The organism is Kitasatospora sp. cg17-2, from assembly GCF_054031055.1.
This window is the reverse complement of the sequence record NZ_CM132923.1, coordinates 3,792,775-3,805,598: the sequence shown is the minus strand read 5'-3', so window position 1 is coordinate 3,805,598 and position 12,824 is coordinate 3,792,775. Positions and strand designations below refer to the sequence as shown.

Annotated in this window: 9 protein-coding genes, 1 tRNA gene and 1 pseudogene; 4 read left to right on the top strand and 7 right to left on the bottom strand. The window is 76.9% G+C overall.

Going from position 1 to position 12,824, the window contains the following annotated elements; translation table 11 throughout:
* Nucleotides 1-19 precede the first annotated feature (19 nt).
* A complete protein-coding gene (locus ACW14Y_RS15690) occupies nucleotides 20-1,744 on the bottom strand; it encodes a hypothetical protein (RefSeq protein ID WP_456987229.1) in 1,725 nt (574 codons plus the stop codon).
* Between the two features lie 403 nt (nucleotides 1,745-2,147).
* On the opposite strand from ACW14Y_RS15690, the gene ACW14Y_RS15685 reads away from it, so the two are divergent.
* From ACW14Y_RS15685 to ACW14Y_RS15675, 3 genes are all read left to right on the top strand, one after another.
* Nucleotides 2,148-2,648 (top strand): hypothetical protein, encoded by a 501-nt coding sequence (locus ACW14Y_RS15685; protein ID WP_380389882.1) that lies wholly within the window; start codon nucleotides 2,148-2,150, stop codon nucleotides 2,646-2,648.
* Between the two features lie 81 nt (nucleotides 2,649-2,729).
* Nucleotides 2,730-3,659: a spermidine synthase gene (locus tag ACW14Y_RS15680; RefSeq protein WP_402723840.1), complete on the top strand. Its 930-nt coding sequence runs from the start codon at nucleotides 2,730-2,732 to the stop codon at nucleotides 3,657-3,659.
* A 175-nt stretch (nucleotides 3,660-3,834) separates the two neighbouring features.
* Nucleotides 3,835-4,305 (top strand): GNAT family N-acetyltransferase, encoded by a 471-nt coding sequence (locus tag ACW14Y_RS15675; protein ID WP_380305898.1) that lies wholly within the window; start codon nucleotides 3,835-3,837, stop codon nucleotides 4,303-4,305.
* 72 nt (nucleotides 4,306-4,377) lie between these two features.
* On the opposite strand, the gene ACW14Y_RS15670 is transcribed toward ACW14Y_RS15675, so the two are convergent.
* From ACW14Y_RS15670 to ACW14Y_RS15645, 6 genes and pseudogenes are all read right to left on the bottom strand, one after another.
* A complete protein-coding gene (locus tag ACW14Y_RS15670) occupies nucleotides 4,378-5,463 on the bottom strand; it encodes a hypothetical protein (protein ID WP_456987226.1) in 1,086 nt (361 codons plus the stop codon).
* Between the two features lie 213 nt (nucleotides 5,464-5,676).
* A complete protein-coding gene (locus ACW14Y_RS15665; RefSeq protein WP_266269457.1) occupies nucleotides 5,677-6,123 on the bottom strand; it encodes a DUF4442 domain-containing protein in 447 nt (148 codons plus the stop codon).
* Nucleotides 6,124-6,298: 175 nt separating this feature from the next.
* Nucleotides 6,299-6,374, bottom strand: a tRNA-His gene (locus ACW14Y_RS15660).
* A 157-nt stretch (nucleotides 6,375-6,531) separates the two neighbouring features.
* On the bottom strand, nucleotides 6,532-7,134 hold the full coding sequence (gene orn, locus ACW14Y_RS15655) for an oligoribonuclease (protein ID WP_078880011.1): 603 nt from the start codon (nucleotides 7,132-7,134) through the stop codon (nucleotides 6,532-6,534).
* An 839-nt stretch (nucleotides 7,135-7,973) separates the two neighbouring features.
* Nucleotides 7,974-8,972 (bottom strand): annotated as a pseudogene (locus tag ACW14Y_RS15650) (helix-turn-helix domain-containing protein); the annotation flags it as partial.
* Between the two features lie 1,883 nt (nucleotides 8,973-10,855).
* Nucleotides 10,856-11,581 (bottom strand): HAD family hydrolase, encoded by a 726-nt coding sequence (locus ACW14Y_RS15645; RefSeq protein WP_456987223.1) that lies wholly within the window; start codon nucleotides 11,579-11,581, stop codon nucleotides 10,856-10,858.
* Between the two features lie 717 nt (nucleotides 11,582-12,298).
* Between ACW14Y_RS15645 and ACW14Y_RS15640 the strand changes: the two genes are divergently transcribed.
* On the top strand, nucleotides 12,299-12,778 hold the full coding sequence (locus ACW14Y_RS15640) for a universal stress protein (RefSeq protein ID WP_234371483.1): 480 nt from the start codon (nucleotides 12,299-12,301) through the stop codon (nucleotides 12,776-12,778).
* Nucleotides 12,779-12,824 lie beyond the last annotated feature (46 nt).

The window sequence follows — 12,824 nt, the reverse complement described above, 5'->3', positions numbered from 1 at the left end:
GTGGGCGGCGGGCCGGGTCTCAGGCGGCCGCGGTCGCCGCGCCGTACGCGGCCAGGAACCGCCCGACCTCCGGCACCCGCCGGTGTTGCCCCAGCCGCTGCGCGGTGTCCGCGAGCATCGAGCGGATCCGGGCCGAGCGCACGTTGCCGAACAGCGCCACGGCGGCCGAGCCGTGCTCGGCCGCGCCCGCCAGGTCGCCGCGTCCGAGCCGGTCGTGGGCGAGCTCGGCGGTGTACAGCACCCGGTTGCGGACGAAGTGCGGCTTCTGGAGCGCTATGGCCAGCCCGGCGCGCTCGCTCGCCCGCTCCCAGTCCCCGAGGGCGGACCAGCACTGGGCCTGCAGCCCGGCGAGTTCGGCCTCGCCGAAGAACGACATCCACTCCGGGTCGGCCCCGGACGGGCCCCGGTCGAAGTGCCGGCAGGCCCTGGCGACCGCCCGCTCGCAGGCGGCGCGGTCCTGCAGCAGCGCCCAGCCGCCGGCCTCGCGCATCGCGAGCAGGGCCAGCAGCCGGTCCGAGTCGAGCCCCCGGGCGGCGGACTGCCCGGCCTGGGCCGCCCGCAGCGCCTCCCGGGGCCGGCCGGCGTCGCGGGCGAGGAAGGCGCTGTTGCAGAAGACGTGCGCCTCCAGGGCGGCGTCCCCGGCCATCCGCGCGGTGGCCAGCGCCTCGGCGTAGTACGAGCGGGCGTCCGCGAGCCGGTTCGAGTCGTGGGCCAACCAGCCGACCGAGACGGCGAGTTCGCCCGAGCCGGCCTGGAGTCTGCGCTCGGTCCCGGTGGAGTACTCGCACGCGTCGAGCAGGATGTAGGCCTCCCGCAGCGAGCGGCCCGCCTGCTCGAACAGCGCGTCGCCGCCGTGCGCGTCGTCGGCCAACCGGAGGTCCCGGACGGCCTGTTCGACGCCCAGCACCTCGGCCGTGCCGACCTTGCGGGGCGGCGGGACGGCGCGGGGCCGGCCGGGCACGAAGCCGTCGGCGGGCGCGAGGCCGTCGCCCGGTCCGGGGAGGGCGGCCGGGCCCGGGCGGGCGTCCGCCGGGCGGGGGGCATCGGCCGCGGCGGCCGCGGCGGGCCGGTCGATGCCGATCACGGTGGCCAGCGCGGCAGGGCCGCCGGCCAGGAACGTACGGCGACGCACGTCGTCGTTCTCCTCGTCGGGATGGTGCGGTTCGGCGGACCCCCGTGGCGCCGTCGCGGACCTCGGTCCCGGGGGCCCTTCCGGTGGGGGCGGTTCCGCGTACGGCCAGGCAGCGTACGGGAGTTGGGTGGAGAGCGGAGAGCGGGGGGCGGGCAGGGGCGGGAACGGGGGGTGGAGGAGTGGTGGTGGTCCGCCGTCCGGCGCGGTGGCCGGGTCCGGGCGCGGGCCGGGGTGCTGTCCCAGGTGCTGCCCGAGGGCGTTCGTCCCGCCGGGCCGGACGCCGCCGTCGCTCCCGCGCTCGCCCTCGCCCCCCGTACCGCCGTCCGTCGAGCGGCGCCGGACGGCGGTACGGGGGGCGAAGCCCAGTTCGGTGAGCGGCCGTTCCGGCCACATGTGCCGGAACACCCGCTCGTACGCGTAGTTGGGGCAGCGGATCTCGCCGGACTCGACCCGCCCGATGTACCGGGCGTCGCACGAGACGTGCTCGCCGATCTCCCGGGCCGCCCGGCGCACGGCCATGGCGAACTCGCCCGGCGAGCGGTCGCCGCGCAGGGCGCGCATCACGGTGTTGGGCGACGGGCGGTTCGGCTCGGCCGGTGGGGTGGCTGCCATGGTGCGCTCCGTGGTGGTGCGGGGTGGTGGTACGGGGGTCGGGCGGCGGTGGGGCGATGGGGGCGCCCGGCCACGAACGGGTCTGCTGGGGCGTGTCCGGTGGTTCGGCCCGGGGCCGCCGGGCGCGGCACCGACAGTACCGGGAGTCACCGGTCGGCCACAGTGCGTCGATGGATGATGTGCCACCAATACCGGGCAAACCGGGCGTAGTTGCCGGGATCCGCCATGAAATGCCATGCCTTGCTGTAAGGCGCCCCGTGGCCTCGGGGGCCCGCCCGGCGTTGTGCTGTTACGTGGAAGCCCCGTCCGCCGCCCCTGCCGCACCCCCCTGGCGGCAGCCCCAGCGGCACCCCCCACGCCGGGCGGCGCGGCTTCCACCCCCGACGAGGTGACAGGAGGGCCGATGCCGGCCACTGGAGTACCGCAGTACCGCCGCCTGGTCGCCGGAGGGATGCCGGCCGCCGCCGCCCCCGCCCTGCTGCCCGAGTCCGCCGACGACCGGGGCCCCGCCCGCCCGCTGTCCGGCGGCGGCCCCTCCCACCGCCCGGCCGTCGCCCGGGACGGCGTTCCGGTCGACACCCACGACACCGTGACCGTCGCCCTGCGGCACGGACTGGAGGCGGTCGACATCCTGCGGTTGCGGCGGGCCTGCGGTGCCGTCCTGCAGAGCCGCAACGGCGCCACCGTCTCCTTCCTCGTCCCGGCCGGCACCTCGGCGACCTGGCACCTGCCCGGCAGCTCCTGTACCGCCGGCGCCCAGCTGCCGCCCGCCACCGACCCGCGCTGGGTGATGCCCCCGGCCGGAGCCGACTGCGCCGCCCGCCCCACCGACGCCTGGGTCCTGCGCTCGGCGCTCTGCGAGGCCGCCTGCACCCTCACCGCGGGCGGCCTCGGCCCGTTCTGAGGCCGCCGCCCCCGGCTCCGGGGCCGCCGCCGTCCGGGCCGGGCCGCCGGGCCGCCCCGACGGGCGGCGATAATGGCCGGTATGGGACGAAGCAACCGAGCCGGCCGCACCACGGACCGGGGCCGCGCCGCCGCCGCGGACGAGCAGGCCGCCACCGGCCCCGGGGGCCGCACCCACGCGCAGGGACCGCTCACCCGGGCCGTCGACTCCGGCCTCGCCGAACTCCGCCCCGACCGCGACCGCCCCGCCGCCTGGTCGCTGCTGGTCGACGGTGCGCCGCAGTCGCTGGTCGACCTCGCCGACCCGACCCACCTGGGCTTCGAGTACCAGCGCCGGCTCGGCCACCTGGTCGACCTGGTTGCCCCGCCCGGCCGTCCGCTCACCGTCCTCCATCTCGGCGGCGGCGCCCTCACCCTGGCCCGCTACGTCGCCGCCACCCGCCCGCGCTCGCGCCAGCAGGTCGCCGAGATCGACACCGCGCTCACCGACCTGGTCCGCACCGAACTCCCGCTGGAGCGCGGCTGGCAGGTCAAGGTGCGCGGCGCCGACGCCCGCGCCGTGCTGGAGCGCACCCCCGAGGGCAGCGTGGACCTGGTGATCGCCGACGTCTTCTCCGGCGCCCGGGTGCCCGCCCACTGCACCACCGTCGAGTTCACCGCGCTGGCCGCGCGCGCCCTGGCCCCCGGCGGCTGGTACGCCGTCAACATCGCCGACGGCTCGGCGCTGGCGTTCGCCCGCTCCCAGGTGGCCACCCTGGGCGCCGTCCTCCCCGAACTCTGCCTGGTCGCCGACCCGGCGGTGCTGCGCGGCAAGCGGTTCGGCAACCTGGTCCTGGCGGCCGCGCACACCCCGCTCCCGCTGGCCGAGCTGACCCGCCGGGTGGCCTCCGACGCGGCTCTCGGCCGGGTCGAACACGGCCGCGCCCTGGTCGACTTCGCCGCCGGGGCGGCCCCGGTGACCGACGCCGCCGCCGCGCCGTCCCCGGCCCCGCCCCCGGGCGTCTTCCGCTAGCCGCGGCGGCGCCCGGCGCGGCCGAACGGGCCCTGCTCGCAGGTCCGTTCGGCGGTCCGGCCGCACGTTCGGCCGGTCCGGCGCCCGATTGGCCGCCGCGGCGTCGGGCCGCCGAGAATGGGACCGGCGCGGCGGGGACCCGGTCGCGCCGACCCGACCAGGAAGGGCGCACGTCATGCCGATCCGACCGGCCAGGCCCAGCGAGGCGGCGGCACTCAGTGCCCTGGCCCTGCGATCCAAGGCCCATCTCGGCTACGACGCCGCCTTCATGGAGGCCTGCCGCGCCGAACTCACCCTGGAGCCCGGGCGGATCGAGGCCGACCGCACGACCGTCGCCGAGGACGACGGCCGGGTGCTGGGCTTCGTCACCCTCACCGGGGTGCCGCCGGAGGGCGAGATGGACATGCTCTTCGTCGAGCCGGACGCCCTCGGCCGGGGGATCGGCCGCCGCCTGGTGGAGCACCTGTGCGCGGAGGCCGCCGGCCTGGGCTTCACCCGGATCGTCGTCGAGTCCGACCCGCACGCCGAGCCGTTCTACCTGGCGGTGGGCGCCGTCCGCACCGGCACCGTCGCGTCCGGCTCCATCCCCGGTCGGGAACTGCCGGTCCTCACCCTGCACTTGACCGGGCCCGGCCCGGGCCACTGACCGACGCCGGGGGACGGGGCACGGGGCAGGGGAGCGTGGGGAGTCCCGGGGCGCTGGTCCCACCGGCCGTGCTCAGTGCCCCTTCGGCAGGCCCCGGTGCTTGTACATCGCGGCGGCGGTCAGGGCCAGCCCGGCCGCGATCGGGGCGAGCACGGCGGTCGCGGTGCCCGCGGTGTCGTGCGCGACGGTGACCACGGCCGTCGCGGCCGCGGCCCGGGCGGGCGCCGGTGCCGTCCCGGCCGCCGCCCGGGTGTCGGCCGCCGGCCGACCGGGTGCGGGGCCGGCCGCCGGGGTGCTCCCGGTGCCGGCGGAGTCGGGGTGCCCGGGGGCGGGGAGTCGCGGTCGGTCCGAGGGGGCGGCGGACGGGGGCGGTGCCGCCGGGTGGCGCTGGTCGCCGGCCGGCCGGCCGGTCCCGGTGCTCCCGCCGGTCCCGGCGGAACCGCCCGCCGGTCCGTCGGCCGACTCGCCCCGGGTCGCGTGCGCCTCGGCCGGGCGGGCCTGGGCGGGCACGGCGCCGAGCAGTCCGGAGGCGATCGCGAACGCGTCGGGCACGGCGGCCCGTTGCCCCGGCAGGGGGAGCCCGCCGGCCCGGATCCGGTCCTGGAGCGCGCTGCCGACGACGGCCGTCGCGCCGTCCAGCTCCGGTACGGCGCCGCCGGTCGCGGGGCCGATGCCCGCGGCGCCCGTCCCGGGGGCGTCCGTCGGGGCCGGGCCGGTGATCCGGTCGAGCAGTCCGGCGGTCGGGTCCTGTCCCGGCAGGTCCGGCCCGGACGACGGCCCGGACGCGGGGGAGGGGGAGGGCACGGCGGCCGGGACGCGGGGCGCGGGCGCCGCCGTCCGGGCGGTCGCGGCCCCGACCTGGGCGGCGCCGCCCAGGACTCCGCCCGGGTGCTCGGCCGACGCTCCGCCGACCGGTGCCGCGCCGCCGGTCAGCGTCCGGCCGACGGTCCGGCCGGCCGGTTCCGGGAGCGCCTCGGCGGCGGCGCAGGCGCTGGGGGCACCGAAGCCCCAGAGCTGTGCGAGCAGCGCCCCGCCGGCCGCGACGGCCCGGGGGCCGGGCAGCCACCGCCGGGCCCGGCGCCACCCGGCCGGACGCCACCGGCCGCGGACGGTCCGTCGGGCGGGTTCCGGGCCACTGGCCGCGTGATTGGCTCGCACGTGAATCGAGAACGAGCGGACGGGCCGTGAGGTCACGGCCGCACCGCCACGGCCGCACCGCCACGGCCGCACCGCCACGGCCGCACCGCCACGGACGGTCGTCGCGATCCGCGCGCGGCCCTTGCCCCGCGGTGCCCGCGCCGCGCTTCCGCCGGGCTCCCCGCCGGCTTCCGCCCGGCCGCTCCCGGCCCGTCCGTCAGGTGGCGCAGGTGATCAGGAGTTCGGACGCAGGGTCCAGATCACCGTCATGACACCGGTCACGCCGCCGTCGGCGCGGGTGATCTCGACGGTCACCGGGAACTCGGGGCGCTCGCCCTTGTCCAGCTCGGCGACGATCTCGGCGGCGGGCCGGCCGAGCACCGCGGTGGCCGTGACGACGCCCATGGCGAGCTTCTTGTAGGCGATCTCGGCACTCACCGCGAGCGGCACCGCGCGCGAGAGCTGGTCGCCGAACGCGGCCAGGACGATGCAGCCGCTGGCCGACTCGGCGAGGGTGAACATCGCGCCGGCGTGCGGGCCGCCCACGTGGTTGTGGTACTCGGGCTGGTCCGGCAGCCGGAGCACGGCGCGCTCGGGGGAGGTCTCCAGGTACTCCAGCTTGAGGGTCCGCGCCATCGGCACGGTGGAGTCGAGCAGCTGGCCGATCGTAGGTGTCGTCATGGCGGCTACGTTACTAGCCGGTAGCTTTTGGCGGCAGGTCTGTGACCGGGGAAAAAGGTGAGACGCGGGCCACGGCGCGGCCCAGTCGCACTGCCCTCCCGCCCCGCTGCGGATGTGAGGGAACGCGAAAAAGCCCCGAGGGCCGGTCTCTTGACGAGACCGACCCTCGGGGTCGTGGGGTGAGTGACGGGACTTGAACCCGCGGCCACCTGGACCACAACCAGGTGCTCTACCAACTGAGCTACACCCACCATCAGTCCGGACCGTTCGCGCCTTTCGGCGTTCCCGCTCCGACAAGAAGAACTCTACAGGATCCGAGAGGGTGCTCGCGCCAGGGTTCCCGCTCCCCGCTCCGGGCGGGCGTCCGGGTGTCCGGACGCCCGCCCGGGACGGGCCGAGGCCGGTGGGTCAGCCCGCCGGGGGCTGGAACTTCTCGGCGATCGCGCGCGCGGTGTCGGTGTCCGGGCCGGGCTGGGCGACGAACACCGCCTCGCGGTAGTAGCGCAGTTCGTCGATGCTCTCGCGGATGTCGGCGAGCGCGCGGTGGTTCCCGCCCTTCTGCGGGCTGTTGTAGTACGCCTTCGGGTACCAGCGGCGGGCCAGCTCCTTGATCGAGGAGACGTCCACGATCCGGTAGTGCAGGTGACCCTCCAGGGCCGGCATGTCCCGGCTCAGGAAGCCCCGGTCGGTGGCCACCGAGTTCCCGCACAGCGGCGTGCGCCCGGCCTCCGGCGCGTGCTCGCGCACATAGGCCAGCACCAGCGCCTCCGCCTCGGCCAGGGTGACGCCGTGCTCCAGCTCGTCCAGCAGCCCGGACGAGGTGTGCATCGCCCGCACCACGTCGGGCATGTTCGCCAACGCCTCCGCCGGCGGGCGGACGATGACGTCCACACCCTCGCCGAGGATGTTCAGCTCGGAGTCCGTCACCAGCGCCGCGACCTCGACCAGGGCGTCCCGGTCGAGGTCGAGGCCTGTCATTTCACAGTCGATCCATACCAAACGGTCATTCACGCCACTCACCCTACGGCGCGATCACGCGCCGCGGGCACCGATGGAGCCGAGCGGGGCGCCGGGGCGTAGCCCTCGGAAGCGTGCTCGTCCGGCGTGCGGTCGTCCGCCTCCCGCACCTCGCGGGTCTCCCGGGAGTCCCGGACCTCCCTGGCGTCCCGGCCGGGGTGGCCGCCGGGATGCGCCGGCCGGCCGTCCCGCGCGGACCGCGCCTCGCGGGGCTCCCTGGCCTCGGCCGAGGCGCTCCGACCGCCCTGCGGACGCAGCTGACCCGCCCGGGCCTGCCGGGCCCTGGCCTCCGCCGACCCGCCCGGGGCGGCGGCCGGCAGACGCCCGCCGGGCGCGCCGTGCGCACCGGTGGCCGGTCCGCCGGAAGGCTCGCTCCGGTGCCCCTGGCCCTGACCGCGAGCCCCCGGCTGCGGGTGCCCGTCCTCGGCGGCGGCGTGCTCCGCCGTCCGGGGCGGACGGCCCGCGCCGGGCCCGGGCTGGGCCGGGACGATCGGCGGCCGCGCCGGACCGCGCCCCGTCCCCGGCTGCCCGGGGTGCGCCTGGTGCCCGGCCGTCTGGTGCGGGTACGGCTGCCCGGCCCGCGCGTGGACGCCCTGGCCGGACGGCTGCCCGTGCTGGCCCGGGTGCGCGGCGGCACCGGGACCGCCCGGGAAACCCGGGGCCGGCGCCTGCCCGTGCCCGCCCGGCAGGCCGTGGCCGCCGAGCGCCGGGTGCCCGCCGAGCGCGCCGTGCTGGCCCGGCACCGTCCCGCCGAGGGCGGCCGCGGAGGCGATCGCACCGGCGGACCGGAGGTCACCGCCCGCCGACGCGGCGGGGACCTGGGCCGACGCACCGGGCCGACGGGCCCGGTAGCTCGTCCGGTACGCGGCCGGCGAGACCCCGAGCTGACGGCGGAAGTGCCCGCGCAGCGCCACCGGCGAACGGAAGCCGCAACGGCGCGCGACGTCGTCCACCGACAGTTCCGAGGTCTCCAGCAGCCGCTGCGCCTGCAGCACCCGCTGGGTGATCAGCCACTGCAGCGGGGCGCTGCCGGTCAGCGTCCGGAACCGCCGGTCGAAGGTCCGTCGGCTCATGTAGGCGCGGGCCGCCAGCACCTCGACGTCGAACTGCTGGTTGAGGTTCTCCAGCGCCCAGGTGACCACCTCGGCCAGCGGGTCGTTGCCGATCTCCTCAGGTAAAGACTGATCGATGTACTGGGCCTGTCCTCCGCCGCTGCGCCGGCTCGGCACCACCAGACGGCGGGCGAGCGCGTTGGCCGCCTCGGCACCGTGGTCGCTGCGCACCACGTGCAGGCAGAGGTCGATCCCGGCGGCGGTGCCGGCCGAGGTCAGCACGTCGCCGTCGTCGACGAACAGTTCGCGCGGGTCCACGTGCACCCGCGGGTAGCGCTTGGCCAGGGTCGGCGCGTACATCCAGTGCGTGGTCGCCGGGCGGCCGTCCAGCAGACCGGCGGCCGCCAGGACGAACGCGCCGGTGCACAGGCCGATGATCCGCGCGCCCTCGTGGTGCGCCTTGCGCAGTGCGGTGATCGCCTCGACCGGCGGCGGCTGCGAGATCGAGCGCCAGGCCGGGACGACGATCGTGCCCGCCCGGGCGAGCGCCTCCAGCCCGTAGGGGGCCGAGAGGGTGAGGCCGCCGGTGGTGGCGAGCGGGCCCTCCTCGCCGGCGCAGACCAGCAGCCGGTAGCGGGGCACCCCGGCGTCCTGGCGGTCGACGCCGAAGACCGAGAGCGGGATCGAGCTCTCGAAGATCGGCGCGCCGCCGAAGATCAGGACGGCGACGGTCTCCCGGCGCCGACGGCCGGAGAGCTTGCGCGGGGAGGCGGCCGTCACCGGCGTCGAGGAGCCGTTGGGACCGGCCGAGGGACCGCCGTGGCCGCCGTGGCTGGCCGCGCCGAGGCCGAGCGGTCCGGCGGGGAGGCCGGCGGAGGCCGTCACGCCGACCATGCCGTGGGCGACCGCGCCGAGGCCCTGGCCGGGCGCGCCCGTCGCGGCGAAGGTCGCGAAGCCGCCCTCCGGGCCGCCGTGGCCGTATCCGCTTCCGGGGTGGCCACCGCCGTTCTGGTGCGCGTTCTGGGGACCGCTCTGATGGCCGCTCTGGTGGCTGCCGGAATGGCCGGTAACCGACGCCCCGGCCCGGCCGTCCGGACCCGCTCCGTACCCGCCCCCGTGGCTGACGCCCGATCGACTGACGGGGCGTCCGCCGTGCTCCGGGGTGACCGGGAAGGACGGGGAACCCGCGCCCGACGGTGCGCCCGCGCCGGCTGGGGCGCCTGGTGCGGAAGGTGCGCCCGGGGCTGTCGGGACCGCAGTGGAATAGGAGGGGTACGAGGCGGTGCCGGAGTGACGGGTGTTGGCGGTGGAGGCCTGGGAGCCGGTGCCTCTCGCGGAACGACCCACGATGCCGGCCACGGGCTGGCCGCTGTCAGGACCCGCGTCGCTCCTGCTCACCCTGCTCAAGGCGCTCAAGCCCCCTCGGTGGTGTGGTGTGGTGGTGCGGCACTGCTGGCCAAGATCGAATCTATCGGGTGGACCGTTGCCGTTGTGACAAGTTCACCATCCGACGCTATGTCGACATGGCAATTTGGCGTGATGCATTCGATCACGAAGCGTGGCACCCGTCGACCCTTCTGGGAAGAGGGTCGGTGCAACGGTGGCTGGTTGTCGCGGGACGGGTCCTGGGGCGTCCGGCTCCGACGTACCCGGCCGGTGCGCCTGGGCTGCGGATTTGCCCAAGGGCAGGGGACCCGGGCGAGATTGACCGAAAATAGGCGGTGCACATGAGGGGCGCACAGCCCCGGAGTATGCGCCTCCCAGGCTTCATCCGGCCAGTGCCGGAGCCGGGAAACGGGAACCGGTGACGTCGTGTCACCGAGCTCCGGCGGAGATCGCCGCCGGCTCGAACCGGCCAATGGTGGCGGCCCCGCGCGGGCGTCGGACCGGCCGGGATGCCCGCGTGGAGGCCGGGTCGAGGTGCGGTGCGGCCCCGGGGCATGCCGCCCGTGCACGAACAGGCCGTACAGGAACCGGAACTGACGGTGTCGATCCCGCTACTGGCGGAGTGCCCGGCGGTCCGCCCCCGGTCGGGCACCGGCCCGACCGGTGGGCCGCGGCCGGTCCGGCCGGCGCCGGTGCCGCCCCCGGCCCCCGACGGACCCTCGGCCGGTTCCGGATCGAACTGCTGACGGAGGGTGAGGTTGCCCGCCCCTGGGGCGGCTGGGGACGGAGGGTCGGTCGGCGGCCCGGTCGACCGGTCGGTTCCGAGGGGCCGCCGGGGCCCGTGGTGCGCTACCCGGCGCGGGCCGGACTCGCCGCCGAGGCGTCCGGAGCCGGCATCGACGGCGTCGAGGACGGCGGCGAGGACGGCCGGACGGGGAGCGGAACCGGCGGCGGCGTGGCTCCGGGGCGGCCGTCGGGCCACCGGGCAAACCCGTCGGACCGGTTTCGGACAGCGGATCCGGCCGTCGCGGCGGACGAGGCCTCGCCGTCGGCGTGCGCGACAGAAGGCGCATGCCCGCCGTCCGGGGCGGACGGCAGGAACTGCACGCCGTGGTGCGCGCCGCTCTGCGCCGTCGGGCCCGGCTCCAGCACCGCGCCAGCCCGCGCCCCGCTCGCGACTGCCCCGCTCGCGACTGCCCCGCTCGCGACAGCCCCGCTCGCGACTGCCGCGCCGGCGACCGGCAGGCTCACGACCGCTCCGCTCGCGGCCGACAGGCTCACGGCCGCCCCGCGCCGTCGCCCCGTCGCCCCGGCCCGCGCCGCCGGCCGGGGCGACGGGCGCTGCGGGCGGCCAGCACCTGCCCGACGGCCTCCGGCAGACCGGCCGCCTTGAGCGTGGGCCGGTAGCCGGGCTCGGCCCAGGGGCGGCCGTGGTGCAGCCAGACGCTCCGCAGCCCGGCCAGCTCGGCGCCCGCGATGTCGGCGGGGGCGTGGTCCCCGACCATCCAGGTGTGGAGGGCCCAGTCCCCGGTCGGTGCGACGCCGCACCGCCGCGCCGCGATCTCGAAGATCAGCGGGTCCGGCTTGAGGCAGTCGGCCTCCTCGGAGATCACCCAGCCGTCGACCATCGGCCCGAGGCCGGTCCGCCGGATCTTCTCCAGCTGGGCCCCGGTGCCGCCGTTGCTGACGATGCCCAGCGTCCACCCGGCGGCGCGCGCGGCCCGCAACGCGTCGAGGTTGCGCGCCGGGCAGTGGATGTGGGCGTTGATACCGCGCCGGTAGTGCGCGAGCAGCCGGTCGAGCGACTCGTCCAGGCCGTAGCGGCGGCGGGCGGCGGACAGTACGGTGCTGCGCGGCACGTAGCCGCCGCCGTCGATGGTGGCGAGCCACTCGACGTCGGCGGGCGGCAGGGCCCGTTCGAGCAGGAAGTCCTGAGCCCAGGCCCGGAATGCGGCGTCCCTGGGGAGCAGCGTGTTGTCGAGGTCGAGCAGGAGCAGGGGCATGTCGAGCATGGTGCCAGCGGCCCTGCCTATGCATCTGGCAAATGCCGGGCGCCGTCGCGAACCCGTACGTATTGGCTGAAACGGGGTGCCGGGACGGTTCGGCTCCGCACGGTCCCGGGGGCGGGCGGCGGCCCCGGCCGACTCACTGCCCGGTGACGGGCCCGCGACGGATCGTCATCGATCCATGACAGTCCGGTCACGGTGTCCCGGAGTCCTGTTGCGCCACCCGGTCCGCTCAGTCAAGCTCCAGGGAACCTCCTTCGCCGGAGGGGCGTTCTCGCGCTCGGGCAAGGGGCGCACGGCCGTCGGCACGCGCATCCCTCGTTCGCGGGAAGAGTGTCGCCCCGAGGCCGCGTGGCTGGGCGGTATGCCCCGCCCGACGTACTCTGAAAGGAACAGGTCACAAACGGTGGTGCTCGGTGCAGACCGACGACTTCCCGTGGGCGGGCCTGCCGCTCGGGCAGCGTTGTCCTCTCCTGTTGGCCCATCTCCTTCGAAGAGCCTTGTGCCATGGCTGGTTCTGAGCACTCCCGACCGGGGGAACCGGGCGCGGACGCCCGGGGCGGTGGTTTCGCCCGCCCCCTGCGCAACCTCGCACGCCGCGGCCGCTCCGGTTCCGGCTCCCGCCAGCGGCGCGACGCCCGGCGGTCCGGCCCCCAGGAGCCACCGGTGACCGGCCGACCGGGACCGGGCGCCGACCGCCCGGACACCGCTGGCCTGCCCGGCGCGGCCGGAGAGGCGGCCGTCCGGGAAGCACCCGCCAAGTCCTGCGACCCCGCCTTCCAGCACGGCGTGGTGGTGGGCTTCGACGGCTCGCTGTCCAGCGAGCGCGCCCTCGCCTACGCGGTGGGCATGGCCCGCCGCTCCCAGTGCGGGCTGGTGATCGTGCACGTCGCCAACCGGCTGCCCGCCACCGTGTGGGCCGGCTGCGAACCGCCGGTGTTCGTGGACCTCCCCGACCACCGGACGGAGGTGCTCGGCCTGGAACTCGCCTGCGCGGACTTCCTCTCCGGAGTGCCCTGGATCCTGGTCGAGCGGGGTGGCGACATCTGCCACGAGATCGAGGAGGTCGGCCGCGAGTTCGCCGCCGACGCGATCGTGGTCGGCACCACGCACGGCCTGCTCGGCAAGATCTTCGGCTCGGTCTCCGGTCGTCTCGCCCGCCGCGCCAACCGCCCGGTGATCGTCATCCCCTGACGTCCACGGGTGCTGCTGTTCCGGGGCTGCTGTTCCCGGGTCGAGC

What these genes read in the sequence shown, in the direction of transcription:
- ACW14Y_RS15690 (WP_456987229.1), bottom strand. Translation starts at nt 1,744, where the DNA reads ATGGCAGCCACCCCACCGGCCGAGCCGAACCGCCCGTCGCCCAACACC.
- ACW14Y_RS15685 (WP_380389882.1), top strand. Translation starts at nt 2,148, where the DNA reads ATGCCGGCCACTGGAGTACCGCAGTACCGCCGCCTGGTCGCCGGAGGG.
- ACW14Y_RS15680 (WP_402723840.1), top strand. Translation starts at nt 2,730, where the DNA reads ATGGGACGAAGCAACCGAGCCGGCCGCACCACGGACCGGGGCCGCGCC.
- ACW14Y_RS15675 (WP_380305898.1), top strand. Translation starts at nt 3,835, where the DNA reads ATGCCGATCCGACCGGCCAGGCCCAGCGAGGCGGCGGCACTCAGTGCC.
- ACW14Y_RS15665 (WP_266269457.1), bottom strand. Translation starts at nt 6,123, where the DNA reads ATGACGACACCTACGATCGGCCAGCTGCTCGACTCCACCGTGCCGATG.
- ACW14Y_RS15645 (WP_456987223.1), bottom strand. Translation starts at nt 11,581, where the DNA reads ATGCCCCTGCTCCTGCTCGACCTCGACAACACGCTGCTCCCCAGGGAC.